The sequence below is a fragment of the Lentibacter algarum genome, from assembly GCF_018860975.1.
In the GTDB taxonomy this organism is placed as follows: Bacteria; Pseudomonadota; Alphaproteobacteria; order Rhodobacterales; family Rhodobacteraceae; genus Lentibacter; species Lentibacter algarum_A.
The window spans coordinates 194329-220603 of record NZ_JAHKQI010000005.1 but is presented as its reverse complement, the minus strand read 5'-3'; the positions used below and the strand labels follow the sequence as shown (position 1 = coordinate 220603).

Below are 26275 nucleotides of genomic sequence, written 5' to 3'. Positions count from 1 at the left end.
TCAACCTCCGTAGAGGTTCTTGTCGTGCTTCTCGACGATCTTCTCAAAGCGGCGGGCAAAGCGTTCGTCGGCTTTTGCCTTGGCTTCCAGCACATCGCGCGCAAAGACCATGTGGTCTTCGTGGGCTTCCATCATGTCGGCCATGCGCTTGTTCGTCGCCGTGCCAATCGCCGCCATAGAAGCCTGCGCTTCTTGGTCGGTTTGCACGCCGATCTCGTTGATCCGGTGCGCAACGTCTTGCTGTTGCGCGGTCTTCAACGACTTGGTCAAAGCATCATACAGCACAACCCGCTGCTTGGTGTCGGTCTCAAGCTTGTTGATCAAAACCATCTGCGTCGCCGCTTGGTTTTGCAGCGAGTCGATCCAGGTTTTGCCCTTTTCGATATAACGCTCAAGCGTTTGCGACTTGGCCAGTTTCACTTGCTCTTCCTGCACCATCTCGTTGTAGCGGGTGTTGAGGTCGGCCAGCTCTGTCTCAAGCTTGGTGCGCGCCGCGGCGTCTTGCTCGGAAGCGATCTTGTTTTCCAAAGCGATGATCTTCGGATCAAGCGCAAGAATTTCACTGCGCAGGCTTTCCAGTTCACCAACCGTGAACTCACGCTCGTCCAGTGTTCCGGTGAGGTTGTCAGAAACCTTCACCTTCTGCTCGTTGAGCGTCTCAAGCTGCCCCTGCAACAATTGGGTGATGATGTCGGACTTTGAGATCAAATCCTGAAGCTTGTCGTCGATGCTGGCGGTTTTGATCCGCTCGCCGCGCATACTGTCGGCTTTGGCCTTGCTGAAAATACCAACAAAGCTCTCCCAACCGGTTTTGCTGCGCAGTTGTTCGAAATCTTGGGAAAATGCGCTGGTGACGTCATCAAGCCCCATGATCAGCTCGGCAATATTGGCGTTCATCAGGTCGGTGTGGGCATGCACCTCGTCAAGCGTGGCGTTCTCGATGTCGATGGAAGCGTCCTCGCCCGTCGCCATCTTGGCGCGCGCAGTCTCGATACGCCCTGTCAACTCGGAAATCTTTGCCTGCGCCTCTTCAACCTGCGCTTGGCTCTCACGAACCTGGGCTTCAAAATTGGCCATTTGTAATCCTTTTTCTGTGAATCTCCCGCTTCATATGGGGAGTGTTAATGCACTTTACATTGAATCCGAGAGGATTTTACCCACAGTGTTGCAAAATCACGCGCGTTTTGAAAGAGGAACCGGTGTTTGGCGTGCAGGTTTATCGGATCGTGCAAGCACGATCCGATCCTGCGGGGGCCAGCCCCCGTACCCCCGGGATATTTAGACCAAGAAAAAGCTCAGGTGTTGGTCAAGTTTCAGTAGACCACGACCGAGCGGATGCTTTCGCCCGAGTGCATCAGGTCGAAGGCAGTATTGATCTCTTCGAGCGGCATGGTGTGGGTGATCATGCTGTCGATCTCGACTTTTCCGTCCATATACCAGTCGACCATTTTGGGCACGTCCGTGCGCCCCTTAGCGCCGCCAAAGGCTGTGCCTTTCCAGACGCGGCCTGTCACCAGTTGAAACGGCCGTGTGCTGATCTCGGCGCCAGCTGGCGCAACCCCGATGATCACGGAGACGCCCCAACCACGGTGCGAACATTCAAGCGCGTCGCGCATCACTTTGACATTTCCGGTTGCGTCAAAGCTGTAATCAACGCCGCCGAATGCGTCTTGCTCGGTGGTGGTGAGTTTGATGATTTCTTCGGTGACTGTGCCGCTGATTTTTGAGGGATTCACAAAGTCGGTCATGCCGAACTTGCGGGCCATCTCCTCTTTGTCGTCGTTAAGGTCAACACCGATGATCTTGTCAGCTCCGGCCATGCGCAGGCCTTGAATAACGTTAAGCCCAATGCCGCCGAGCCCGAAGACAGCCGCAGTCGAGCCGATCTCAACGCCGGCTGTGTTGATCACCGCCCCGATGCCTGTGGTGACACCGCAGCCGATGTAGCAGATGCTTTCGAACGGCGCGTCTTTGCGCACTTTCGCCAGCGCGATTTCGGGCATTACGGTGTGGTTGGCGAAAGTCGAGCAACCCATGTAGTGAAAGATCGGCGTGCCATCGAGCATGCTAAACCGCGTTGTGCCGTCAGGCATAAGACCCTGCCCCTGCGTGCCACGGATGGCTGTACAGAGGTTGGTTTTGCCAGACAGGCAAGCATGACACTCGCGGCATTCAGGCGTGTAGAGCGGGATCACATGGTCGCCTGGCTCTAGCGTTGTGACGCCCTCGCCGACTTCCAGCACAATGCCAGCGCCTTCATGGCCGAGAATGCTTGGGAAGAGGCCCTCAGGATCATCGCCCGAGCGGGTGAACTCGTCGGTGTGGCAAATACCTGTCGCCTTTACCTCGATCAAAACCTCGCCCGCTTTCGGGCCATCAAGGTTCACTTCCATGATTTCAAGCGGTTTGCCCGCCTCCAAAGCTACAGCTGCGCGTGTCCGCATGAGTCTTTCCTTCCCTAACAAAGTCATCACGATGATTGAGCGAAACATGCCGCCAATGCAAACTGAATTATGGGGAGCAATGGCGCAATACTCCCCTTATGCGTCCGGCAGGCAAACCTTAAACCACACACAGCATCAGGAGTTTTGTTATGCGTTTTGTAAGTATCGTCGCCAGTGTCGCAACAGTTGCCGCTTTGTCTTCCTGCCAGATCACCGAAAGTCTGACCGCCAAACAACAGGCGCCGATGACTTCTGCCGGAACCTGCGGCGTTGAAGAGCTTTCCTTTGTCGTCGGAATGGTCGCGGCTGATGTTGACTTTGGCACAGGTCACCCAGTGCGTATACTTGCCCCCGACTCAGCCATGACAATGGACCACAACCCCGAGCGGTTGAATGTGCACACCGATAAAGCCGGCAAGATCACTTCGCTTGATTGCGGGTAAGCAGCGCGCGCCCGTAGAGGGCCGCGAACCCTGCAAACCCAACGATCCAGAACACCGCGGACACAGAGTAAAACCCGCGCGCCGCGTCAGGCCAAAAGCTAGCACCAACGCGGCAAACCAAAGCCAGAATCACGCAAGCGAACATTGCGTTTGTTCCGGCACCTGCTGTCAGCTCCTGTCCCGTATGCCCAAGCGTAGCGCGCGCCATGACCGCGAGCGTCATAAGCGCAAAGGCCCCTGCCATCCACACGTGCTGCGCTTCGACAGGTGCTATCGTCTCAGGCCTCAGCAGCGCCAAGCCTTCAGCCATTGCACCTAAGGGAACAAGCAAATACGCCAGATGTAGCACCGCCAAAAGCGGCTCGCGCGTGGTGCGGTAGCCTTTCCAACGCAGCAACCGAGCAAATTGCATAACCCCGATGATGCAAAGCGCCGCGCCCGTCTCAAACGATACTGGCCAAGCCACCCAACAGAGCAAGGCAATCAACGTTGCCACGAGCACCAGTTTGTCAAACTTCTGCATCGGCGGCACCGGTAAGTCGGCAACGCCCGCCTTCACCAGCCAGTTGCGCGTGAAACTCGGTACAATACGCCCGCCGATTAACGAGATCATCATCACCACCGTCGCAACACCGGCGCGCAGCCCGAAGCCCTGCGCTGCATAGTCGCCACGCGCAGCCTCAAGGTGAAACAGCGCGTTCGCCACGGTGAAAGCCGCGAGCAAGGCCAGCACCGCCAGATTGCGCCAGTTCTTACCAGCGATGATCTCGCGCAAGATCACCAGCCCAAGGATGCAGGGAAACAGCAGATCTACCAGCTCGGGCAACCCAAGTGGCAAAAGCTCCGAGACAGCAAGCAAGACCCGCCCCGAGACCCACAGAAAAAACAGCCCCGCCAACTGCCAGCCAACCACAGGCAAGCGCCCCGTCCAGTTCGGCACTGCTGTAAGCAAAAAGCCCGCAACCACCGCGCCGAGATAGCCGAACAGGAACTCATGCGCATGCCAAGACACAGGGTCAAGCCGCGTCGGAAGCTGCATGATATCGCTCAGCATCAGTATCCAAAGCAGCATCGCAGTCGCCGCCCACAACGCGCCGAACAAAAAGAACGGCCTGAACCCGTAAGTGAAAACAGCTGGCCCCGTCCATTGCCGCATTTGTTCTGACGTGCTCATGGCCTTGCTCCCGTCTTCACCCGCGATCGCTTTAGCACCAGCCCCTCAGCGTCACAGGTGTAACGCACCCGCTTGCCGCCATACCAGAACGTCAGCCTATGTGTGCCTGTATCCTCGCCAACTCCGGTTTCAAAACGGCTGGTCATGCTCCCGTCACGCATCAAGGCTTGCACCTGCTCGGGTGTTGTCTCAAACGCCTCGGCAAGGTCGCTCGCGTCAATCGTCGGGTTGCTTGGGTGCATGTCGATCTTCATGTCTCTGACCTGTCCATAAGAGTTCGGATGTGGCGCGCAAAAGCCCATGTCGCTGGTATGGCAATCAATGCCCCAAGGGTGATCGACCAAAACGCCGTGAGCACAGGTAGGCCGGCCCAACTGCCAATCAAGGAAGCAAAGAACACATTCACCGCCGCCGCGCCAACCCCGAAAGGATAGAGCGCGACTGCAATCTTGCGTGTGGGCCAGCCGCTGCGTTTCACCGTCTTGCGACCAGCCGCGCGACCATAGCCAAAGCCGCGATCAACGCCAGCGAAGCGCCGGCAAACCAGATCTCGGCCGTGGCCGATTGCGCCTGTGGGATCGGCCTGTCAAAGTCGGCGGCCATAGCTGTCATCGGCGCGTTGGCCACGATAAAAAGGAACAAACGTTTCATCTCATGTCTCCTGTGTAAGGTGTCGGTAAATATCGGGGAGTGCGCGCGTCAGCCGCGCAGGGTTGGGCAAAAGCGAAAAGCCGCCGCGCCCGAAGATACGCGCAAACCAGTCTTGCCCGTCCTCGTCAATGATCACCCCATGCAGCGTTTGCCCTGCGCGGCGCGCTTCGCGCACGGCCATGTGGCTGTCTTCAATGCCGTGCTGGCCTTCATAGTGGTCAAGGTCGTTTGGCTTGCCATCGGTGATCACAATCAGCAATTTACGCGCCGCAGTTTCCCTAGCCAGCTGTGCGCTGACATGGCGTATCGCCGTGCCTAGGCGGGTGTAGTGGCAAGGCTTGAGCGCGCCGATGTTGCGGGTCACCTCCGGCGACATCTCGGTATCGAAACCCTTGCATTTGGTCACAAAAACCCGGTCGCGTTTGAGCGAGGAAAACCCCCAGATACCAAACCGATCACCCGCCGCATCAATACCGCCCGCCAATGCTGCCAAGGTGTCACGCGCCACGTCGATCACCGAAGTCTCGCCAACTGCGGCCTCGGTGCTGCGCGAGGTATCAACCAGAAAGGCAACTGCAAGGTCACGCTCGATCATCCGGCTCGCCTGCCAGATCCGGTCACTGCCCTGCCCCGTGGCAATAATCTCGGCGCGCGAGGCAATCAGCGCATCAAGATCAAGCTCTTGCCCGTCGATCTGCTTGGGCCGCAATATCCGCTTCGGGCGCAGCGCTTCAAACTGGCGGCGCACCTCGCGCATCCGCCGCTCATTGGGCGCAAACCCCTCGCCGCTCTCTTGCGGTGGGGCCTCCAAAACGCGACAGTGGTCGGCCATATAACTGCGACTGCGCATGTTCCACTCGGGGTAGGTAAACTCCCCCGCAAGCTTCTCGTGCTCGGCGTCTGCTGGCGACAGATCAAGGTGCAACCGCAGCCGTGTTGCCGCCCGCTTATCGACCTTGCTCAGCGTGATATTGTCTTGATCGTCCGCCGCTTTCTGGGCGTTCTCGTCGTCGTCATCATCAACCGAGCGGTTGAGGTTCATCGACTCAACCCACGACAGGATCGACTCGAACCTATGAATGATAAAGCTGTCCTTGCGGTTGGCTTCCCCGTGGTCTTTGCGCAGGCCCAGCTTGCGTTTTGTCAAAGCCGCAGCAGCAGGCGGAGCGTCAGCTTCTCCCGCTTCGGCCGCAACTTCAGCCGCCTCGGGCGCCACAAACCGCAGCCATATAGGCACCGGCTGAAACGGCGTGTAACTACGCGCCTCAAGGGGCAACTCGGCATCACAACACTGCCCGTCAAGCTGATTGCGGATGGCACATTCAACGGCGGCCTCTGCCGCTGGAAGGCTTTGCCGTGGGCGCAACGCTAAACAGGCCGCCGTCAGCTCTGCATAAACCGCTCGCAAGCCTGCGCAGCGCTCGTAAGCACGATCGGCCGCAAGCGTGTTTGCCGCGATCTGCGCCGCATCAAAGGCACAGGCATCAAGCTTTGAGGAAGGCAAAGGCACCGCCTCAAGATCAGCCAATGCCGCAACAGCAACCAGCCAGAAGTAAGCCGCCCGGTTGTGCGCCCTGTCTTCAAAACAGTCGATCACAGGCGGCAGGCGCAGCCGCTCACCGTCAAAGCTGGCGATATGCACCTTGTCGCGCTCGACAGCCACACGCCGCCGCAAACTGCGCCGGTGCTGCACAACTTCTGCCGCCGCTTCCGACAGCTCGACATCCGCCGCCCCGCCGAGCCCGCGAAACAGCACAGCTAGGCTACTTCGCAGCTCGGCAAAACTCACAGCGGCCTCCTCAAACCGCTGCTCGGCGCCCACACCCTCGGCCATGTTATGCCATAGCTTGCCGACAGTCTCCTCCGGCTCCATCAAGTCAAGCGGGTGCAGTTTCATAGCGCTTACCCGAAGGTCACAGCGACAAGGTCGCGCAGCGCTTGTTGGATGTCAGCGTCATCACTCAAAGGCTCGATCACCGCCGCTTCGATGGCGTTTTCAAACGACATGCCAGAGTTGATCAGCACCGCCGCATAAATCAGCAAACGGGTCGAAACACCCTCCTCCAGGTCCATCCCCGAAAGCCGCCGGATCGCTCCGCCTAGCCGCACAAGCCCCGCAGCACGCGCGGCATCAATGCCACTCTCCTGCACGATCACATCAGTCTCGATATCGGCTTTGGGAAAGTCGAAACTCGCCGACAAAAACCGCTGCCGTGTCGAAGGCTTGAGCCGTTTGAGCACGTTCTGATATCCCGGGTTGTAAGACGCCACGAGCATAAAGCCCTCAGGCGCTTGCAGCTCTTCACCGGTGCGATCAATCATCAAGGTGCGGCGGTTGTCGGTGAGCGGGTGCAACACCACAGTCACGTCTTTGCGCGCCTCAACGATCTCATCCAAGTAGCAAATCGCCCCCTCGCGCACCGCCCGCGTCAAAGGCCCGTCAACCCACTCGGTCTCGCCGCCTTTGAGCAAGTAGCGCCCTATGAGGTCAGCTGCCGAGAGGTCATCATGGCAAGCCACAGTGTAAAGCTTGCGCCCCGTCTTGGCGGCCATATGTTCAACAAAGCGCGTCTTGCCGCAGCCCGTCGGCCCCTTCAAAAGAAGGGGCAAACGCATGGCTTGCGCGGTTTCAAACAGCACGCATTCCTGCCCTGTCGGATGGTAATGCGGAATGGGCGCAACTGTGCTCATGTCATTCATGGCTCACTCTCCCGCAACAGGGTTAGCAGGGCCTGGCTCAATGATCTCGCGTTTGCGCACGACCAGGGTTGCATAGGCAAACAACAGCGCACCGATGACAACACAAAGGCCTGCCCCAAAGCGCATCATGTAAAAGATCGACAGGCTTTCCTGCACGTCCATGTAGTAGTCACCAACCACGCGCTGCATGTGTGTCTGGATGGTGCCAGCAAAAGTCAGCACAAAGGTCATAAACGCCATGCCGCCCGTCATCAGCCAAAAGCTGACCATGTTGAGCACTTGGTTGTATGGCTCGCGCTTGCGCAAAATCGGCATCGCGTAGGTGATGATCGCAAGGTTCATCGCCACGTAAGCACCGTAGAACGACAAGTGCCCATGCGCGGCGGTGATCTGCGTGCCGTGACTGTAAAAGTTCACCCCGTGCAGCGTGTGCAAAAAGCCCCAGACACCCGCCCCGAAGAAGGCCACGGTTGACGAGCCAAGCGACCATAGTAGCGCCGCCTTGTTGGGGTGGTTGCGGCGCCCCTTCCAGACCATGACAAAAGCAAAGCTCATCATCAGAAAGAAGGGGATCACCTCAAACGTCGAGAAGATAGACCCGACCCACTGCCAATACCCCGGCAAGCCGATCCAGTAGAAGTGGTGCCCCGTGCCAAGAATTCCCGAGAACAGCGCCGTGGCGACGATAACGTAGAGCCATTTCTCAACAACTTCACGGTCAACGCCGGTGAGTTTGAGCAGGATAAACGCAAGGATCGCGGCCATAACCAGCTCCCACGTCGCCTCGACCCAAAGGTGAACAACAAACCACCAATACATCTTGTCCAAGCTCAGGTTGCTCGGGTTGATGAAGGCAAACACCCACAAAAGCGAGAGCAGCCAAAGGCCCATCAACAACACATTGGTGATCGCGGTTTTCTTGCCGGCCAGCACCGTCATCGAGATGTTGAACAAAAAGATCAGCGCCGCGACAAGGATGCCGAACTTGACCCACAAAGGTTGCTCCAGAAACTCGCGACCGCCGTGAATGCCGACAAGGTAGGAGCCAACCGCGCCCAACGTTCCGATCATCAGGATCGCCAGTTGAATGTAAGCCAGCTTGACCGAGTAAATCTCGCGCTCGGATTCTTCAGGCACCAGAAAGTAAGCCGCGCCAAAGAAACCCAAGAGCAGCCAGACGATCAGCGCATTGGTGTGAATCATCCGGATAATATTGAACGGCAACAGCTCGGCCAGGAAGTTGGGTGAAACATAGATCCACCCCGCGACAAGCCCGCCAAGCACCTGAACGGCGAAGAGGGCCATTGCGCAAGCAAAGTAGGCATATGCGACTTTTTGAGTTTGGTATTTCATAGCGATATCTCCTTAAAGCCTTTTCGTTTTTCCTGAATCAGGGAAAATGGAGAAGGCCCACGTCTTTCCAGTGTTGCGGGCGTTTTGCACCAAATCTGTAGCCCAGATTGAATGCAAAATGCTTTAACCCGCGTCATTGGGCGGCCAGCCCTGTGTGTCGGTTTGGTCAGCCCAACGCAGGAACTCGGACAGCGCCCGAACTTCCTCATCCGTGAGCTCGAAAAGCGGCATCTGCCGGCGCCCTTCAATGCCGCTTGGCTGGCTTTCCATCCAGCTTTGCAGCGTGTCCGCGGCGTCCTCGGCGTCTTCCATAACGCCCCAACGCGTCATCACATTGCCTAGCTCAGGCGCAAAGTAAGCGCCCTCCCCGTGCAGCGAGTGACAGTTGATGCAAGAGTGGCGCTCCCAGATTTCCTTGCCATGAATGACTTCTTCACTCAGCGGCATTCCGGCGGTTGAAACGTTCACAACGTAACGGTGTGAATTCACAGTCAGCACAATGAAGACCACCACAAAGAACAGTGATCCTGCGTAGAAAATATTGCGCGCCCGTGACTTGGTCAGGAATTCGGCCATCCTTCAGCCTCCCATTGTTTTGCAATCAAGACAGCCAATACCAGCCACAAGCGCCACCTAGTTTGCGCAAGCGCAACGTTCACAACGATAGAGAGGTTTAGTCAGGCAGCACTTCATTCAGCGCGAGGGAGCATGACATGAGCCGCATTTGCCTCGATGATCCTGATTTGCCGCTGGACACGTTGCTGTCTCGCTGGCCAGCTACGACCGCGGTTTTCATGCGTCACAACATGGTTTGCGTAGGGTGTATGATCGCGCCGTTTCATACTGTTATCGACGCTTGCATCGAGTATAATCTCGATGAAGACAGCTTCCGCGCCGAGCTGCATCAAGCCATCAACAGCTAGCTAGGCTCCGCCCAACACAACAAGCCGGTGTGGGTCTGTCACCACAATTTTCTTGCGCTTGCTGCTCACCAGCCCGTTCTTTTCCCAAGCACTCAACAGCCTGCTTACCGTGTGCAGCGTCGTGCCCGACATTTCTGAAACGTCCTGCCGTGTGATCGGAAAATCAATCTCGATGCCGTCGCCAACCCGCTTGCCGGATTGGTTTACCAAGCGCAGCAAAGCCCGTGCAATGCGCTGCTCGACATGCTGCGTCGACATCTCGACAATGCGGGAGTGCATCTCTTGTAGTCTTGTGCCGACGGTCTTGTATGTTTCGCTGGCAAACCCCGGATAGTCAGCGACAAACTTGCCCCAAACACTCGCTGGCCATGACAAAAACAGCACTTCAGATGCCGCGATCGCCGTTGCCGGATAGGTGTCGCGTCCAAGCGCGGGCGCAATACCGAACAACTGCCCCGCAGGAATATGCAGCGATGTCACTTGGTCGCCTTCAGGCGTTATTTTGATCACGCGAACTGTGCCATCAAGCAGCAGAAAAAACCTCTCGGCAGAAGCGCCCTCTTCAAACACCGCGACGCCCGCATCAAGCCGCTTGCTGCTGGCCTGATCAAGAATCTCTCTGATCTGCGTTCGCTCAAGCTGCGAGAACGGCGGTAAAGGGGCCAAAAGGCTTTCGTCAAGTGATTGCAAAATCGTTGCCCCCAGTTCGCTTCACACAAGTCTAAAGGAGTTTCGCGCTGACTGCTAGCCAACAACCCGAAGTTTGCGCCTGCACAACGTTTTTCGCGGCAATGCAGCATAAGATCAATTCAAATAATTTGAACACTGAAAGGAAACAAGATGTTCCGCACCTTAATGACAACTGCCGCCGTGATCACTGCCCTCGCAGGCACAGCTTTTGCCGAGACATTTGAAGTCAAAATGCTCAACAAAGGTGAAGACGGCCGGATGATCTTTGAACCGCAAGGCCTGCGCGTTGCGGCCGGCGACACCGTCAAGTTCCTCGCCTCCGACAAAGGCCATAACGCCGAGTCAATCGAAGACATGATGCCCGAAGGCGCTGAAACCTTCAAAGGCAAGATCAATCAGGAAATCGAAGTTACCTTCACCGAACCCGGGTTTTATGGCGTCAAATGCAAGCCGCATTTTGCCATGGGCATGGTGATGGTCATCGCCGTTGGCGACGAAGAAACCGCCCCGGAAAGCTTCCTTGAAGGACGCATCCCCAAGAAAGCCAAACAGCGCTTTGAAGACGCGCTTAGCGGCCTCTAAAGCCCTCAACGTCAGCCAGTTTACTCAACAAACCAGCCAACAAAGGAACACGTTATGACAAAGTTCATCAACTCCGGCCTTATGAAAACCAGCCGCCGCAATGTGCTGCGCGGCTCTCTGCTCGCAGGTGCCGCCGCGATGACAGGCGTTGCCGCCACATCCGCACCGCGCCGCCCGAGCCTGAACAAAGCCAACCTCGCTTCAAGCAACCTGCACAAAGCCGCAGCCAAGCAAGCGAAAGACACAACAGCAAAACCGGCTGACTTGTCAGGCTACACCCGCGTCAAGCAAGAGCTCGTCGCACCGCCCCATGCGCCCGCGCATGAGCAAGTCGCGACAGGCGGCCCGAAGATCATCGAGATCACAATGGAAACCAGCGAGCGCCTGATGGTCGTCGACGAAGACACCGGCGCCTCTGTCTGGGCGCTCACATACAACGGCTCTGTGCCCGGCCCACTGATCATCTGTCACGAAGGCGACATGGTTGAACTCACCCTTCGCAACCCGGCTGACAGCCAGATGGAGCACAACATCGACTTTCACGCCTCAACAGGCGCGCTTGGTGGCGGTGGCCTTACTCACGTCTACCCCGGCGAAGAAACCGTGCTGCGCTGGAAAGCAACCAAACCCGGCTGCTTCACGTATCACTGTGCCCCCGGCGGCGCGATGATCCCTTATCACGTTGCCCACGGCATGAACGGCGCTGTCATGGTGCTCCCACGCGACGGCCTCAAAGACAAAGACGGCAACCAGCTGAAGTATGACAAAATCGCCTATATCGGCGAGCAGGACTATTACCTGCCGATGGACGATGACGGCACCTACAAAACCTATGAAGCCGCTGGCGACGACTACAACGACAGCCTCGACGCCATGCGCACCCTGAAGCCGACTCACTCTGTCTTCAACGGCGCAGTCGGTGCGATCACCGGTGAGAACGCGCTTAAGTTCAACGTCGGTGAAACCGTGCTGATGATCCACAACCAAGCCAACCGCGACAGCCGACCACACCTTATCGGCGGACACGGCAACTTTGTTTGGGAAACATCCTTCAGCACCCCACCTCTGACTGGCGTTGAAACATGGTTCGTGCGTGGCGGAACCGCCATGGCCGCGATGTATACATTCGAGCAACCCGGCGTTTACGCCTACGTCAATCACAACCTGATCGAAGCTGCCCTCCTTGGCGCAACCGCTCACTTTGTTGTTGAAGGCGAATGGGACAACGGGCTGATGGAACAGGTCGTCGCACCACGCGAGTTTGAGGTCTAAACCAGTGAAAGCGACCAAAGAAAACCCGAGTTTTCCTGTCAAAACGCTGGCAGTCGGTGCAGCTTTGGTCGCTTGCTTTGTCGGGTTCGCGTTGTTTCTGTCTAGGCCCGATACTGTCGCTTCACCCGGATTTCAAACCCAGGAAGTCACCCTGAAAAACGGCCGAACACTCGCGGTGCAAACCCGCGAAGTCACGGTCGCACAGTGGCAAGCTTGCCATAGAGCTGGAAAATGCACGCTCGAAATTCCTGCGCAGAAAGCCGAGGATGATTACCCCGCAACAGGCATCAGCTACCCTGACGCCATGCAGTATCTCAACTGGATCAATGCCAGCTCGCAAACCGCTTGGCGCTTGCCAACAGCCGCCGAATGGCAAGAACTCGCAACTGAAGTCATGCCAGAAGAGCCCGATCCGATCTTCACCGACCCATCGCTCACATGGGCCTCGACCTACCTCACCGATGCCAACCGCACGAGTCGCGCCCTGCGCCCAAGTGGTTCCTTCGCCAGCACCTCAACAGGTGTGCAAGACCTCAGCGGAAATGTCTGGGAATGGACAAGTGACTGCTATGCAGGCGCCAGTGATCAAGGCGCAGAAATCGACATCACCCGCTGCCCTGCCTACATCATGGGCGGAGAACACGAAGCGGTTATGTCCTATCTGATCCGTGATCCTGCTCGCGGCGGTTGCGCCGTCGGAGCGCCCCCCGCACACCTCGGCATGCGGCTGGTTGCCGACGTTAGCTAACCGCAAAAAGGGGCTGCCCGCCAAGACAGCCCCTTACAGTTTACATTAACGCCGCGCGCGCTCACTTCTTGATGCGGTAAACCTTGTGACACCCCGCACAGCTTCCGCCAACGCCGCCCATACCAGCACCAAGCTGCTCTTGCGCCGAAGTGTCCATAGCTTCTGCTGCCGTTCCGAGTGCCGCTGCTTTTTCGGTAAAGTCGGCCCAGTTCAGCCATATCTCTGCCTTCGCCGTTGATTTCGGGTCAGTCTCGTTGGCCTTAAACGCGGCCGGAATAGCCGCCGCATGTTCAACCAAAGCCGCCTTGGCGGCAGTGGCCTTGGCCTCGTCAAACGCCATCTCGCCTTTGGCCATTCCACCAAGAACACCCGTGGCATCCTTAACCTTGCCCATAAGCTCCATGCGCGCTTTCACGGTCGGGTTTTTCACATCTTCATGCGCAATCGCCGCCGTTGCCAAAGCCGCACCAACCGCCAATGTTACAATGATATTCTTCATAGCTCTCTCCTGTAGTTTTCTCGCGCCATTACGCCATGCCTGCGCCTATAGCGCAAATGAAACGAACGTGAACCCGCCGAACGCACGCTTTAACCTTGGCAAACCAGCGTCTTTCCGCCAAGACGATCATATGACAAAACCCTTCTCCTTTTCGCTCGACAGCACGTCAGGCAAGGCCCGCACCGGCACAATCAGCACACCGCGTGGCGAGATCCGCACGCCGGCCTTCATGCCTGTCGGCACAGCCGCAACCGTCAAAGCGATGATGCCGGAAAGCGTGCGCGCAACCGGCGCCGACATCTTGCTTGGCAACACCTATCATTTGATGCTGCGCCCCACAGCCGAACGCATCGCCGCCCTCGGTGGCCTCCACAAGTTCATGAACTGGGAGCGCCCTATCCTGACGGACTCAGGCGGGTTTCAGGTTATGTCACTGGCGTCCTTGCGCAAACTCACCGAAGAAGGCGTCGCTTTCAAAAGCCACATCGACGGCTCAAAACACATGCTCAGCCCCGAGCGCAGCATGGAAATTCAAGAGCTCCTCGGCTCTGACATCGTGATGTGCTTTGACGAATGCCCCGCCCTGCCCGCATCCCGCGACGACATCGCCAAATCAATGGAACTCTCCATGCGTTGGGCCAAACGCTCGCGCACAGCTTTCGGCGAGCGCCCCGGTTATGCTCTGTTCGGCATCCAGCAAGGTGGGCTTGAACAGGACCTGCGCAGCCAATCCGCCGAAGCGCTGAAAGACATCGGCTTTGAGGGCTACGCAGTTGGTGGGCTTGCCGTCGGCGAGGGCCAAAAAGCGATGTTCGACGTGCTCGACTTCGCCCCCGACCAGCTGCCAACAGACAAACCGCGCTACCTCATGGGTGTCGGCAAGCCTGACGACATCGTCGGCGCAGTTGCCCGTGGCATCGACATGATGGACTGCGTCTTGCCTTCGCGCTCGGGCCGCACCGGGCAGGTCTTCACCCGCCTCGGCGTGCTCAACATCAAGAACGCACGTCACCAGAACGACCCCCGCCCGCTCGACGAAAACTGCACATGCCCTGCCTGCAAGAACTACTCCCGTGCCTACCTGCATCACGTCTTCCGCAGTCAGGAAATCATCTCCTCGATGCTGCTCACATGGCACAACCTGCACTACTATCAGGACCTGATGGAAGGCATGCGCCAAGCCATCGCCAGCGGCACTTTCGCCGAGTTCGAAAGCGCCTTCCACAGCACCCGCGCTCAAGGCGACATCGACCCGCTTTAACCCTTCGCTCACAACCGAAATGTTATTGCTTTGCTGTCGGCATCTCGCGATCTAACCTGGCGGTATGGAAACTGACCGCCTGGATATCCTCGGTGACGCCCTCGCGCACCCTTCCCGTGCCCGCATGCTCACCGCGCTCATGGATGGCCGCGCCTTCACTAACAAAGAGCTCGCAACCTATGCCGCGATCACTCCTCAAACCGCGACAGCGCATCTTGACCGGCTTGAGTATGCCGGCCTGATCACGCGCCTCAAATCGGGCCGCCACGCCTATCACCGGATCGCCTCCGAAGACGTCGCCAGCGCGCTCGAAATGCTCTCGACGCTCACAGCAAACCCTCTGCCAGCCAGCACCCCTCCCGAGTTGCGCCGCGCGCGGTCTTGCTACAATCACCTCGCTGGTCGCCTCGCCATCGAGATCACCACAGCCCTCACCCGCAAAAAGTTGCTGCTGGAGGAAAACGGAAACTTCGCGGCACAGCCCTCAGCTATCTGGGGCAAGCTCGGCGTCACCCTGCCCGAACGCCCCCGCAAACAGCCCTTTGCCAAATGCTGCCTTGATTGGTCTGAACGCAAACATCACATCGCGGGGCCTATGGGCACGGCGCTGCTTGAAAATGCCCTCGCAGAGCGCTGGGTGATGCGCCCTAAACGCGACGCGCGGTTTCTGGAAATCACCCCGCTTGGCCGTAGCGCATTTGCCGAGTTGCTCGATATTTCTGCTGATCGATATTAACCTTTGACGCGGCGCATTAACGTTTTCGCCGCTCTTAAAACTGTCAGCACGCATTATGCACTGTGGTATGCACTGTGGTATGCACGCGTTGCGCAGAGGCATATGCGCGTTAACCTTTGCAACACAAAGCTTGCATAAAACCCGTTTCGCAGCAAAGCTGACAGCATGAACATGGCACCCCAAACAGGCATGCAAACCGCCTTTCACCGCACAGAACTCGCTATCATCCTGTCGCTCTATGGCCGCATGGTTGCTGCCGGAGAATGGCGCGATTACGGCATCTCTTGCTTGAAAGATCACGCAGTGTTTTCCATCTTCCGGCGCACCGCCGAACACCCGCTTTACCGCATCGAGAAGCACCCGAAACTGCGCAACCGTCAAGGCATGTATAGCGTCGTTGCGATGGACGGTCAGACCCTCAAACGAGGCCATGATCTCAAGGCTGTTCTACGCGTTCTGGAGCGCAAACTCATTCGTGCGGTGAAAGACTAAACTTCTTAAAAGTCTAGGTTTTCCACGTTCAATGCGTTCTGCTGGATAAACTCACGGCGCGGTTCAACAACGTCGCCCATCAGCTTGGTGAACAGATCATCAGCCTCAGCCATATCCTCCACTTTCACCTGCAAGAAGGTGCGTGCATCAGGGTCAAGCGTGGTCTCCCAAAGCTGTTCGGGGTTCATCTCGCCAAGGCCTTTGTAGCGTTGCAACGACAGCCCGCGCTCACCCTCTTCAAGGATAGCCTTGAGCAGGTCTAGCGGCCCATAAATCATCTGGCTACGCTCCTTGCGTTCCAGTCTGGCTGGCTTGCCGTAAACCTCTTGCAGGCTCTCGGTAAAGCTGCCGGACTTACGCGCTTCTCCGCCTCGGAGCATTGGCCCGTCAAGCGTGCGAACCTCTTCCACACCCCGCAAAATCCTTGCCAAACGAATGCCGTGATCCTGCGTGATCCGCCCCTGCCAACCTTGCTCGTATTCCAATGCAATTAGGTTAAGGCGCGCCGCAACTTTGTCGGCAACGCCCTGCAAATCATTGTCCACAGCACCAGGTACAAAGGCCCCGGCAATCGCTGCCTGCTCCAGAATGTGCCGCGGATAATGTGTCGGGAAGGCCTCAAGAACTCGGCGTAACTGGCGGGCTTCATCGACCACACGGACAAGATCTGGGCCAGCGATCTCGGCCCCGCCACCAAGCTTCAGCCGTGCGCCGTCAACACCTTGGTTGACGAGGTAGTCGTCCAGCGCGTTCTGGTCTTTAAGATAAACTTCAGACTTACCGCGCGATACTTTGTAAAGCGGTGGTTGTGCGATGTAGAGATAACCGCCCTCAATAAGCTCCGGCATCTGCCGATAGAAAAAGGTTAACAACAATGTCCTGATATGCGCGCCATCAACGTCAGCATCGGTCATCAAAACGATTTTGTGGTAACGCAACTTTTCAATGTTAAACTCGTCACGCCCAATGCCCGTGCCAAGCGCCATCACCAGGTTACCGATTTCCTGACTGCCCAGCATCCTGTCAAAGCGCGCACGCTCAACATTGAGAATCTTGCCTTTCAACGGCAAAATAGCTTGAGTGCTTCGGTCACGCCCCGTCTGCGCAGAGCCGCCAGCGGAGTCACCCTCGACAATGTAAAGCTCTGTTTTTGAAGGGTCTTTTTCCGAACAATCCTTGAGTTTACCCGCAAGGAAGTTCACATCCATCGCGGTTTTGCGCCGCGTCAGCTCGCGGGCTTTTCGCGCCGCCTCACGGGCCATCGCAGCCTCAACAATCTTGCCAACGATCTCCTTGGCGTGGTTCGGATTTTCCTCAAACCACTCAGCGAGCTTCTCGTTAACCAACCCTTCAACTGCTGGCCTTACTTCCGAACTGACAAGCTTGTCTTTCGTCTGGCTGGAAAACTTCGGATCAGGAACCTTAACAGACAACACACAAGTCAGCCCTTCGCGCGCATCATCGCCGGTGAAGCTGATCTTCTCTTTCTTCGCAATGCCCGAGCTTTGCGCATAATTGTTGATCGTCCGCGTCAGCGCACCCCTGAAGCCCGCGATATGCGTGCCCCCGTCGCGTTGCGGGATGTTGTTGGTAAAGGGCAGCACGTTTTCATGATAGCTATCATTCCACCACATCGCGACTTCAACAACGATGTCGTCGCGCTCGCCGATGAAGAAGATAGGCTCTTCCATGATCGATGTTTTCGAGCGGTCGAGATACTTCACAAACTCGGCAACACCGCCTTCATAAAACAGCTCGGTGCGCAGATGCTCAACAGGGCGTTCGTCAGTCAGAATAATCCGCACGCCGGAGTTCAAAAACGCCAATTCACGCAGCCGTTTTTCGAGCGTCTCAAAAGAGTAATCGAGGTTTGAAAACGTGTCCGTCGAAGCCAGAAAACGCACCTCTGTGCCCGTCTGGTCGCCACAATCGCCGACCACTTTCAGGTGCTCGACAGTGTCCCCGTGTGAGAACTTTGCGATATGCTCTTTGCCGTCGCGCCAGATGCGCAAATCAAGCTCGACAGACAGGGCGTTCACAACCGAAACACCAACCCCGTGCAGACCGCCCGACACCTTATAGGAGTTGCTATCAAACTTACCGCCCGCGTGCAGTTGGGTCATAATAACCTCTGCCGCCGAGACGCCCTCTTCTTCGTGGATACCGACAGGAATACCACGACCATTGTCGCTCACCGAAACTGACGAGTCTGCATGGATCGTAACTGTCACGGCATCCGCGTGACCGGCCAAAGCTTCGTCGATACCGTTGTCGACCACCTCATAGACCATATGATGCAAACCGGAGCCATCATCAGTGTCACCGATATACATGCCAGGGCGTTTGCGAACGGCCTCTAACCCTTTGAGAACCTTGATTGAATCGGCACCATACTCTTCGGGGTTTTGCTCGTTGTCTGACATTCACACAGATCCTTTGCGGTTTTGTCATTTTATACGGGCAATGAGGGGGATTGTCACGCCAAACCGCTATGTTTTGCGCTTTTTGGAGCTACGTCAGATTGTTCACAAACGGCATAGCTTCGCCGCAGTCATGTCTTGGTTTCGCACTGCATTCTCAGCAGTTTTCCAAGCAGGTTCGAAGCCTGTAAACCGTGGAGTTTCTAACATGAAAACAGTAAACGGCCCGCCAAACTCACCCGCCGATTTACAGCTTTGGTCACCGCTTGAGGCACTCGCTCTCGGGGGCTTGAACATGACGGCCTTCGGGTTTCTGCTCGGACAAGGGAACTATCACTATGTGTTCTCTTTAATGCTGCCGGCCTCGAGCTTGGCACTCGCCGTTGCCCTTGCTCAGACTGCCTATCAGTCCTGGTCAAACAAGCGCGGTGACATGTGAGTTGCCATCGGCCTCGTCAACCCGCAAGAGCTGTGATCTTCCGCCCAATTCCGCAAACAGTTCGGGGCCTGTGCCCGTCATCCACGCTTGTGCCCCCAGAGCACAAATTTCATCGTAAAGCGCCGCACGGCGATCAGCATCAAGGTGTGCAGCAACCTCATCGAGCAAAACGATCGGCGGCGCACCCAACTCTTCCTTGAGCGCGCGCGCATTGGCCAAGATCAGAGATATCAACAGCGCCTTTTGCTCGCCTGTCGAACAGTCTTTGGCCGGGACGCCTTTGGCTGCGTAAACCCCGTGCATGTCAGTGCGGTGCGGCCCGACAAGTGTGCGCCCAGCGGCCATGTCTCGAAAGCGGCTTTCGGCCAGTGCTTCGGCAAAATCATCCTCGGTTTCAGGCATCTCACCTTCACTTTGCATGAGGACCAACTCGGCGCTTGGAAAGCCGGTTTCTGCGGCCTCTTGGGCCTCTTGCAAACGGTCTAAAGCCTTCAACCTATTGGAATAAATGGCGCTTCCACTCTTGGCCATCTGAGCTTCTAGCGCGGCATACCAATGTGCATCGCGCACCTCGGCCTTGAGTAAACGGTTGCGCTCGCGCATCGCCTTTTCATACTCAAGCGAGAGGTCGGAGTGCTCGGGAAAAAAGCTCAACGTTGTGCGGTCCAAAAAGCGCCTACGTCCCTCTGCCCCTTCAATCCAGAGTCTGTCCATCGACGGGATCAACCAGACCATGCGCGCCAGCCGTCCAAGCGCCGTTTGCGCTGCGGGTTTGCCGTCGATCTTCACCAACCGGGCGGCTTCGCCTTCCGAGTACGTCTCAACCTCGTGCACGCGGCCTTGACTGCTCAAAAGCCCCGTCAGCTTCCATCCGATGGCTTCGGGCCTGCGCGCCATGTCCTTAGCCGCCATACGCCGCATACCGCGCCCCGGAGAGAACATCGAAACCGCTTCGAGTATGTTGGTTTTGCCGGCTCCGTTCGAGCCAAAAATTGCCACAGGGCGCGCGTCAACTTCGATGCGCGTGGTCAGGTGTGAGCGAAAATGTGACAGGGTCAAATTCGTCAGGGCAAGCTCATTCATCGCGCTCGCCCCTTATCGCGTTTGCCTTCAAACACGCATTGGCATGACGACATAGACAGCCGAAGTATCATTGCCTTCGCGCATCAAAACCGGATCGCCCGACGAGTTAAACATGAACACCGCGTTCTCGCGGTCAACCTGACTTGCAATTTCGAGTAAGTATTTGGCATTAAAGCCAATTTCCAGCCGCTCGTCGCCGTAGGCAACCACGAGCTCATCTTCAGCCGCACCGCTATCAGGGGCGTTCACCGAGAGCACAAGCTTGTCTTCCCCAAGTGTCAGCTTCACAGCACGCGAGCGCTCGGACGACACTGTCGCAACTCGGTCAACCGCCTGCGCAAATTCGGCTGCATCAACTTCAAGCTTGCGGGTGTTGCCCTGCGGAATGACGCGGGTGTAGTCGGGGAAAGTCCCGTCGATCACCTTTGATGTCAGGGTGATGTCGGGTGTCGCAAAACGGATCTTGGTTTCGGAAACCGAAACTGCAATCTGCGCTTCATCATCTTCCAAAAGCTTGCGCAATTCACCAACCGTTTTCCGCGGAACGATAACGCCCGGCATGGCAGAGGCACCCTCGGGCAAATCAGCGTCGATACGCGCTAGGCGGTGACCGTCAGTGGCCACGCAGCGCAGCACTTTGCCGCCGTCGGCATCAGACACGTGCATGTAGACACCGTTGAGGTAGTAGCGCGTTTCTTCTGTCGAAATCGCGAACTTCGACTTATCGAACAGACGGCGCAGCATGGGTGCAGGCGCTGAGAAGTTTGACGAATACTCAGAGCTCGCCATGACAGGAAAATCTTCCTTCGGCAGCGTTGCAAGTGAGAAGTTTGAACGGCCAGCCTCAACCGTCAAGCGCCCGGAAGCGCCATCATCAGACAGCGTTACAAGCGCGCCATCGGGGAGCTTGCGAACAATCTCGTGCAGTGTAACAGCGGCAACAGTTGTAGCACCTGCGCGTTCGACTTGCGCGTTGGCGCGGTCAACAACTTCGATGTCGAGATCCGTGGCACGAAAGCGAACATCGTTGCCCTCGGCTTCCATCAACACGTTTGCCAAAATCGGTATGGTATTGCGGCGCTCAACAACTGACTGGGCCTGTGCGACGGCCTTGAGCAGATCTGCTCTCTCGATGCTGAATTTCATGCGCTCGCTCCTATGTGCTGCGGGATGGGTAATTTACCCCATTCCGCCATCATCTCAAGTGGTTTCTTGAGTTGTCCGACGGATCAAGCACGGGGTCAAGCTGCAATCATCGCACCGAACGCTACTAAGCGCTCAGGCTTCGAGCATCCGGCGCAGGATTTCGAGGTCTTCCGCGATCTGACCGTCTTGATTGCGCAGCTCTTCGATACGCTTAACGCCGTGCATGACGGTCGTGTGATCACGCCCGCCAAAGCGGCGGCCGATCTCGGGCAAGCTGCGGCTGGTGAGTTGTTTGCACAGATACATCGCCATCTGACGCGGGCGAGCAAAGCTGCGCACACGTTTTGGGCCGATCATATCCGACAGACGGATATTGAAGTGATCAGAAACCTTGCGCTGGATTTCCTCGACGCTGACTTTGCGTTCCGACGAGCGTAGCACATCAGCCAGACAGTCTTGCGCCAGCTCAAGCGTGATCGGATGGCCGACCAATGAGGCAAAAGCAAACAGCCGCGTCAGCGCACCTTCGAGCACACGAACGTTGGTAGAAATGCGGTGCGCGAGGAACTCAAGCACACCATCATCAAGCTCAAGCTGCGGATATTGTGCACGCTGAACTTCAACCTTTGACTGAAGCACGCCAAGGCGCAGTTCATAGTCTGTCGGGTGCAAGTCAACCACGAGACCACATTGCAAACGGCTCTTGATACGCTCTTCAAGGCCTTTGATCTCACCAGGGGCGCGATCAGCCGAAATGATGATTTGTTTGCCCTGATCAACCAATGCGTTGAAGGTGTGAAAGAACTCTTCCTGCGTGCTGTCTTTGCCAGCGATGAACTGAACATCATCAACCATCAAAACATCAACCGAGCGGAAAAGTTGCTTGAAATCCATCATCTTACGGTCGCGCAGCGCTTGCACGAAACGATACATAAACTGTTCTGCCGAGAGGAAAACAACGTTGAGGTCAGGCCGCGATGTTTGTAGCTCCCATGCGATTGCGTGCATCAGGTGCGTTTTGCCAAGGCCAACGCCGCCATAAAGAAACAGCGGATTGAACGTCACTGGCCCGCCTTCGGCAACACGTTTTGCGGCGGCATGGGCAAGCTCGTTTGGCTTGCCGACTACGAAGCTGTCAAAGGTAAACTTTGCGTCCAAAGGGGCCGAGGCGATGATCTCGTCACGCTCCGGAGATAGAGCGGCGGCGCGGGTTTTGTCGATGTTTTTTGCGGGGGCTGCCGCAGGCTTTGGTGCGCCGGCAGGAACCATGAAACGAACGCGAGAAACGTCGATGTTCAACGCCATCATCTGGTAGAGGATCTGATCACCGAAGTTCTGCTTAACGTAGTTGCCGAGGAAGGTTGTCGGGACATTAAACGTCGCAACGCGTTCGCTTACACCGGCGGGTTCAAGAGGCTCGATCCAACTCTTAAAACTATTCTTTCCGACTATCTTGAGAAGGTTGTCTAGCAGCTGGCCCCATTGTTCATCCGTCATCTTTATCCCGTTCTTCAAATCTCAACTCGCCCACACGCAATTTGCGACGCAAACCGCAGGTGCAAGCTGGTTACTGCAAGGCCAGACGAACGCGCCTAACCATTCCCCAATCAAATCGGCGATTCTCATTTTCCCACAGCAAAACCCGCGCCAAAACTGGCGTGAGTCAGACCGACGAAATTACCTTTAAGACAGTCAGAGTATTCTCTCTGCGCCAGCACTCCCTAAGCGACTGGCGTTCTGTCCCCCCAAGGCGAAGTGAATCGCTTGAGTGAAAGTAGCAACAGCTTGGCAGTTGGGGCAATGAAACTTCACGCTTGACTCAGTGAAACCGGCAAAAGAATCTCTTAGGTCTCTGAGAAGCCATAAAAATATGGCTCTAACGAAAAACAGCCCCCGGTTTCCCGAGGGCTGCTAGTGGTTCAAAGTTGAACGAATTGTTTAGCCGAGTGCTTTAACGCGGGCCGACAGGCGCGACATTTTGCGCGCGATTGTGTTCTTGTGGAAGATGCCTTTTGTGACACCGCGCATAAGCTCGGGCTGAGCGGCGCGCAGGGCTGTTGAGGCGGCTTCTTTGTCGCCTGACTCGATCGCTTCCTCGACGGCGCGCAGGAATGTGCGAACGCGTGAGCGGCGGGCTTTGTTGACGGCAAAACGGCGCTCGTTCTGGCGGGCGCGTTTTTTGGCTTGTGGTGTATTGGCCATTTTGAATTCTTTCGGTTCGGTTTCTATTTCTCTAAGCGCAATGCAAAGCCCAAACGGGACCGACACCAAGTGGTGATTCTAGCCAGAGCGGGCTGCACACGCATGTATTGAGGGGGCCTATACGCCTATTTGTGCAGCTTGCAAAGAGTAAACTCGGCGTTTGGGGTGCTCAGGCGCTGCAGATTTCATCGCCCTCTCCTCGCCCTAGCTTGCGAGCTCACTTCAAAAACACGATTTTATCTCATATATTCAGCAAGATAACACCTCTTCATCAACACTCCCCTACCGCAGCGCTCCAGTAGGTTAACGCATTAACCATTGCGCCAAAGCGCCGAAATGGCCTGTGCAGCATGCGTGCATACCACAGTGCATATAACAGTGCAGATCCGGCGTGCGTGTTTTTGGTTAACACCAGCGGTTAACGCCGCGCGCGGTAATGCTTTGTTAAGACACAGCGTTAAGACAGGGTCTGTTTCTCAAGCCAGCTCAAGATCACACGGTTTGTCTCATCCGGCAGCTCCTGCTGAATCCAGTGCCCGCAATCCAGCGTGACAACGTCAACATTTGGCACAAACTCTGCGAGCTTGCGATTTTGCGGTACCGCGTCCCATTCACCGTAGATCATCAGCGTCGGCTGCTTGATGATTGGATCCACCTTGCTCAGCAGGTGCCAATTACTATCAAAGTTGCGATACCAATTGATGCCGGGGGTGAAGCCGGTCTTCTCGAATGCTGCGACGAATACAGACAGGTCTTCGTCGCTCATCACGGGGTCGCCAAAGGGCGTTTCGGCGCGGGCGAGCTTAAGCAATGTCACGCGCGGCGCGGGCCTATGCCCATGATGCCCCCTGCGATACATGTTGCGCAAAAAGCGGGCCGTGTCTTCTGCAAACACGGCATCGGCAACGCCGGGCTCACGGTTGAACTGCACAAAATAGTGCTCGGCACCAAGAACCGCTTCCATAGTTTCGACCCAAGGTCTCTCTCCTAGGTTCAAGTAAGGCACGCTCAGGTTTATCACACGGCTGACACGGCTCGGATGTAGCAAGGTGAGCCCCCAGACAACAATCGCACCCCAGTCATGGCCAATAAACGTCGCGTCTTTATAGCCATAGTGATCAAGCAACGCTGTGAGATCTCCCGCGAGCTGTGTGATGCCATAGGCTTTCACGTCTGTTGGGCAAGACGAATTGCCGTAACCGCGTTGGTTCGGGATGATCACATGATAGCCCGCCGCGACGAGCGCAGGAACCTGAAAGCGCCAGGAGAAAGCATGCTCGGGCCAACCGTGACATAAGACAATGGGGTTGCCCGCATTGTGTTGCCCCGCTTCGAACACTTCAAGTTCAACACCGTTGACAGCGATACACTGCGGCTTGGGAAAGTTGGTTGATTCAGACATTTACGACCTTCATCGCTCGGCTTAGGGCCTGCTTGAGGCTCTCTGTGGACATCAGCTGTTTTCTCTCCTAACTCAACTTTAGGCGAAACAAAACCTGAGTGCACCATGACCGAAACAAACTACCCGAGCCCTGTTCAAGCTCACCGCTACGCTGACATTGCTGTTCATCTCGCTGGCTTGAGTTTGATCATACTTGCGAGCGGGCTGTTGATTTGGCGTGCTCTAGGGCAGGTTGAAACTGCGCTAAGCGTTGCGCTGCTGGCCTATGTTGGCTGCGCTTTAGCTTCCAACCTAGCCTCATGGGCCTATCACTTTGCGCCGTGGCACGGGCAACGCAAGCTGCTCCGCAGGATAGACCACGCGGCGATCTATCCGAGCATTACCGGCACGTTCACTCCGTTTTTTGTCTTTGCAAACACCACTTGGACGATAACACTGCTTTGGCTTTGCTGGGGGCTTACGGCTTTGGCGATTTACAACAAGATCACCAACGCAGAGGTCAAGTCGCGCTGGTCAACGGCGTCATACCTTGCGCTTGGGGCGCTCGGGCTGAGCGCTTTACCCGACCTCAACAATGTGCCGCCGCAAGTGCTGTGGTGGGTCGTTGCGGGTGCTGTTTCTTATGTTATCGGCGTGACGTTTTACGCCCGTAAGGCCATGCCCTATCGCTACGCGATCTGGCACACCTGGGTTAACATCGGCGGCGTTATGATGTTCATCGGCATTTGGCGGGCGGTTCTCTAGGCGTCGTTTATACCCGCAACTCTCGCCACTGGCTGTGGTGTTTTCAAGGATTTTTGATCGCAGGAGATTGCGGCTTTACCCCTGCGAAGAGAGTGCCTTAGTATCGGCCCATCACAACCTGACGAGACACCGAAATGTTGATCCGCGTTGGCGCTGAGCGCACCGAGAATATTGACCTTGCATTGGCCAGTTTGCTTTCTTCGATTGCCGGAGCGCTGAATGCTGTCGGGTTTCTGGTTGCTGGCTCTTTCACGGCAAACATGACTGGCAATATCTCGATGTTCGCGGAGACTTTGGCGCAAAGAAACCTACTGCTGGCGCTGTCTTTTCTCGGCTTGGTCGTGGCCTTCATCTTTGGTGCAGGCGTTGCAGCGATTGCTGTTCAGACCGGCGAGAGGCTTCAGATCAAATCAGCCTATGCGCTGGTGATTGCGGCAGAAGCTGTTGTGTTACTGGCGCTCGCGGCGGTGTTTCTGTTGCGGCCCGCCAGTGCGCAAGAGGCACATCTGATTATCGTGCTGAGCTTTGTTATGGGCCTGCAAAACGCCGCCACCACACTGATCTCCAAAGCTCAGGTGCGCACGACGCATGTGTCTGGCATGGCGACCGATATCGGGATCGAACTGGCGGCTTTGACAGCGGGCGGCAAGGCCCGTCGGGAGGCCTTGCCGAAGCTGAGGCTGCATGCTCTCACGCTTGCCTGTTTTGCCGCAGGCGGAGTCTTCGGCGCGGTGCTATTTGGATACACCGGGCATTGGTTGTTTGTGATCGCCGCAGCAGTGCTGTTGATCATATCGCTGCCTGAAATCGCCCGTGCCTATCGTAGGTAAGGCGTGACGCTTCAAGCAAAAAGACCCGCTCGAAAGCGGGC

Annotated in this window: 29 protein-coding genes; 11 read left to right on the top strand and 18 right to left on the bottom strand. The window is 56.6% G+C overall.

Going from position 1 to position 26275, the window contains the following annotated elements; all coding sequences use genetic code 11:
- Nucleotides 1–1077, bottom strand: a complete 1077-nt coding sequence (locus tag KO498_RS05435) for a hypothetical protein (RefSeq protein ID WP_215958869.1) — start codon at nt 1075–1077, stop codon at nt 1–3.
- Between the two features lie 236 nt (nt 1078–1313).
- Nucleotides 1314–2444, bottom strand: a complete 1131-nt coding sequence (locus KO498_RS05430) for an S-(hydroxymethyl)glutathione dehydrogenase/class III alcohol dehydrogenase (protein WP_215958868.1) — start codon at nt 2442–2444, stop codon at nt 1314–1316.
- A gap of 149 nt (nt 2445–2593) precedes the next feature.
- On the opposite strand from KO498_RS05430, the gene KO498_RS05425 reads away from it, so the two are divergent.
- Entirely contained in the window at nt 2594–2887 is a 294-nt protein-coding gene (locus KO498_RS05425; RefSeq protein ID WP_252731285.1) for an I78 family peptidase inhibitor, read from the top strand.
- On the opposite strand, the gene KO498_RS05420 is transcribed toward KO498_RS05425, so the two are convergent.
- The 8 genes from KO498_RS05420 to KO498_RS05385 form a co-directional block, all read right to left on the bottom strand.
- Nucleotides 2865–4061, bottom strand: a complete 1197-nt coding sequence (locus tag KO498_RS05420) for an NnrS family protein (RefSeq protein WP_252731284.1) — start codon at nt 4059–4061, stop codon at nt 2865–2867. The genes KO498_RS05425 and KO498_RS05420 overlap by 23 nt on opposite strands.
- A complete protein-coding gene (locus KO498_RS05415; protein WP_215958867.1) occupies nt 4058–4315 on the bottom strand; it encodes a DUF6522 family protein in 258 nt (85 codons plus the stop codon). Before KO498_RS05415 ends, KO498_RS05420 begins: the two co-directional genes overlap by 4 nt.
- On the bottom strand, nt 4312–4539 hold the full coding sequence (locus KO498_RS05410) for an NnrT protein (RefSeq protein ID WP_215958866.1): 228 nt from the start codon (nt 4537–4539) through the stop codon (nt 4312–4314). The genes KO498_RS05415 and KO498_RS05410 overlap by 4 nt, the downstream gene beginning before the upstream one ends.
- Entirely contained in the window at nt 4536–4712 is a 177-nt protein-coding gene (locus KO498_RS05405) for a protein NnrT (RefSeq protein ID WP_215958865.1), read from the bottom strand. Before KO498_RS05405 ends, KO498_RS05410 begins: the two co-directional genes overlap by 4 nt.
- Before the next feature lies 1 nt (nt 4713).
- Nucleotides 4714–6609 (bottom strand): nitric oxide reductase activation protein NorD, encoded by a 1896-nt coding sequence (locus KO498_RS05400; protein ID WP_215958864.1) that lies wholly within the window; start codon nt 6607–6609, stop codon nt 4714–4716.
- 5 nt (nt 6610–6614) lie between these two features.
- Nucleotides 6615–7412, bottom strand: a complete 798-nt coding sequence (locus KO498_RS05395; RefSeq protein WP_215958863.1) for a CbbQ/NirQ/NorQ/GpvN family protein — start codon at nt 7410–7412, stop codon at nt 6615–6617.
- A 3-nt stretch (nt 7413–7415) separates the two neighbouring features.
- A complete protein-coding gene (locus tag KO498_RS05390; RefSeq protein WP_215958862.1) occupies nt 7416–8765 on the bottom strand; it encodes a cbb3-type cytochrome c oxidase subunit I in 1350 nt (449 codons plus the stop codon).
- A 123-nt stretch (nt 8766–8888) separates the two neighbouring features.
- Nucleotides 8889–9341, bottom strand: coding sequence for a c-type cytochrome (locus KO498_RS05385; RefSeq protein ID WP_215958861.1), 453 nt, complete (start codon nt 9339–9341; stop codon nt 8889–8891).
- Nucleotides 9342–9478: 137 nt separating this feature from the next.
- Here KO498_RS05385 and KO498_RS05380 point away from each other — a divergent pair, with 137 nt between their 5' ends.
- Nucleotides 9479–9688, top strand: coding sequence for a DUF1858 domain-containing protein (locus tag KO498_RS05380; RefSeq protein ID WP_215958860.1), 210 nt, complete (start codon nt 9479–9481; stop codon nt 9686–9688).
- Here the strand turns inward: KO498_RS05380 and KO498_RS05375 are convergent, their stop codons facing one another.
- Nucleotides 9689–10378: a Crp/Fnr family transcriptional regulator gene (locus KO498_RS05375; RefSeq protein WP_215958859.1), complete on the bottom strand. Its 690-nt coding sequence runs from the start codon at nt 10376–10378 to the stop codon at nt 9689–9691.
- 150 nt (nt 10379–10528) lie between these two features.
- Here KO498_RS05375 and KO498_RS05370 point away from each other — a divergent pair, with 150 nt between their 5' ends.
- The 3 genes from KO498_RS05370 to KO498_RS05360 are packed head-to-tail and all read left to right on the top strand — an operon-like array spanning nt 10529 to nt 12980.
- Entirely contained in the window at nt 10529–10960 is a 432-nt protein-coding gene (locus KO498_RS05370; protein ID WP_215958858.1) for a pseudoazurin, read from the top strand.
- A gap of 54 nt (nt 10961–11014) precedes the next feature.
- Complete coding sequence (gene nirK, locus KO498_RS05365) at nt 11015–12232, top strand: copper-containing nitrite reductase (RefSeq protein WP_215958857.1); 1218 nt, start codon at nt 11015–11017, stop codon at nt 12230–12232.
- Between the two features lie 4 nt (nt 12233–12236).
- On the top strand, nt 12237–12980 hold the full coding sequence (locus tag KO498_RS05360; RefSeq protein WP_215958856.1) for a formylglycine-generating enzyme family protein: 744 nt from the start codon (nt 12237–12239) through the stop codon (nt 12978–12980).
- 61 nt (nt 12981–13041) lie between these two features.
- Here KO498_RS05360 and KO498_RS05355 read toward each other — a convergent pair whose 3' ends face one another.
- On the bottom strand, nt 13042–13479 hold the full coding sequence (locus tag KO498_RS05355) for a cytochrome c (RefSeq protein WP_215958855.1): 438 nt from the start codon (nt 13477–13479) through the stop codon (nt 13042–13044).
- A gap of 130 nt (nt 13480–13609) precedes the next feature.
- Between KO498_RS05355 and tgt the strand changes: the two genes are divergently transcribed.
- The 3 genes from tgt (at nt 13610) to KO498_RS05340 (ending at nt 15968) form a co-directional block, all read left to right on the top strand.
- A complete protein-coding gene (tgt, locus tag KO498_RS05350) occupies nt 13610–14740 on the top strand; it encodes a tRNA guanosine(34) transglycosylase Tgt (protein WP_215959407.1) in 1131 nt (376 codons plus the stop codon).
- 64 nt (nt 14741–14804) lie between these two features.
- Entirely contained in the window at nt 14805–15476 is a 672-nt protein-coding gene (locus KO498_RS05345; RefSeq protein WP_215958854.1) for an ArsR/SmtB family transcription factor, read from the top strand.
- A gap of 165 nt (nt 15477–15641) precedes the next feature.
- Entirely contained in the window at nt 15642–15968 is a 327-nt protein-coding gene (locus KO498_RS05340; protein ID WP_215958853.1) for a DUF2794 domain-containing protein, read from the top strand.
- 5 nt (nt 15969–15973) lie between these two features.
- Here KO498_RS05340 and gyrB read toward each other — a convergent pair whose 3' ends face one another.
- Complete coding sequence (gene gyrB / locus KO498_RS05335) at nt 15974–18391, bottom strand: DNA topoisomerase (ATP-hydrolyzing) subunit B (protein ID WP_215958852.1); 2418 nt, start codon at nt 18389–18391, stop codon at nt 15974–15976.
- 205 nt (nt 18392–18596) lie between these two features.
- Here gyrB and KO498_RS05330 point away from each other — a divergent pair, with 205 nt between their 5' ends.
- Complete coding sequence (locus KO498_RS05330; protein ID WP_215958851.1) at nt 18597–18827, top strand: hypothetical protein; 231 nt, start codon at nt 18597–18599, stop codon at nt 18825–18827.
- Here KO498_RS05330 and recF read toward each other — a convergent pair.
- The 5 genes from recF to KO498_RS05305 all read right to left on the bottom strand — a co-directional run bounded on the left by recF (nt 18804) and on the right by KO498_RS05305 (nt 24660).
- Nucleotides 18804–19910 carry a DNA replication/repair protein RecF gene (gene recF / locus KO498_RS05325; RefSeq protein WP_215958850.1) on the bottom strand — a complete coding sequence of 369 codons (1107 nt, stop codon included), beginning with the start codon at nt 19908–19910 and terminating at the stop codon, nt 18804–18806. The genes KO498_RS05330 and recF overlap by 24 nt on opposite strands.
- A gap of 27 nt (nt 19911–19937) precedes the next feature.
- Entirely contained in the window at nt 19938–21056 is a 1119-nt protein-coding gene (gene dnaN, locus KO498_RS05320; RefSeq protein ID WP_215958849.1) for a DNA polymerase III subunit beta, read from the bottom strand.
- Nucleotides 21057–21188: 132 nt separating this feature from the next.
- Nucleotides 21189–22553 carry a chromosomal replication initiator protein DnaA gene (dnaA, locus tag KO498_RS05315; RefSeq protein WP_215958848.1) on the bottom strand — a complete coding sequence of 455 codons (1365 nt, stop codon included), beginning with the start codon at nt 22551–22553 and terminating at the stop codon, nt 21189–21191.
- Between the two features lie 441 nt (nt 22554–22994).
- Nucleotides 22995–23258 (bottom strand): 30S ribosomal protein S20, encoded by a 264-nt coding sequence (gene rpsT / locus KO498_RS05310; protein ID WP_215958847.1) that lies wholly within the window; start codon nt 23256–23258, stop codon nt 22995–22997.
- A gap of 457 nt (nt 23259–23715) precedes the next feature.
- The gene (locus tag KO498_RS05305) at nt 23716–24660 is read right to left on the bottom strand and encodes an alpha/beta fold hydrolase (RefSeq protein WP_215958846.1); all 945 of its coding nucleotides are present in this window, start codon (nt 24658–24660) and stop codon (nt 23716–23718) included.
- Between the two features lie 105 nt (nt 24661–24765).
- Here KO498_RS05305 and trhA point away from each other — a divergent pair, with 105 nt between their 5' ends.
- Nucleotides 24766–25404: a PAQR family membrane homeostasis protein TrhA gene (gene trhA / locus KO498_RS05300; protein WP_215958845.1), complete on the top strand. Its 639-nt coding sequence runs from the start codon at nt 24766–24768 to the stop codon at nt 25402–25404.
- 134 nt (nt 25405–25538) lie between these two features.
- Entirely contained in the window at nt 25539–26234 is a 696-nt protein-coding gene (locus KO498_RS05295) for a YoaK family protein (RefSeq protein ID WP_215958844.1), read from the top strand.
- The last annotated feature ends 41 nt before the right edge of the window (nt 26235–26275 follow it).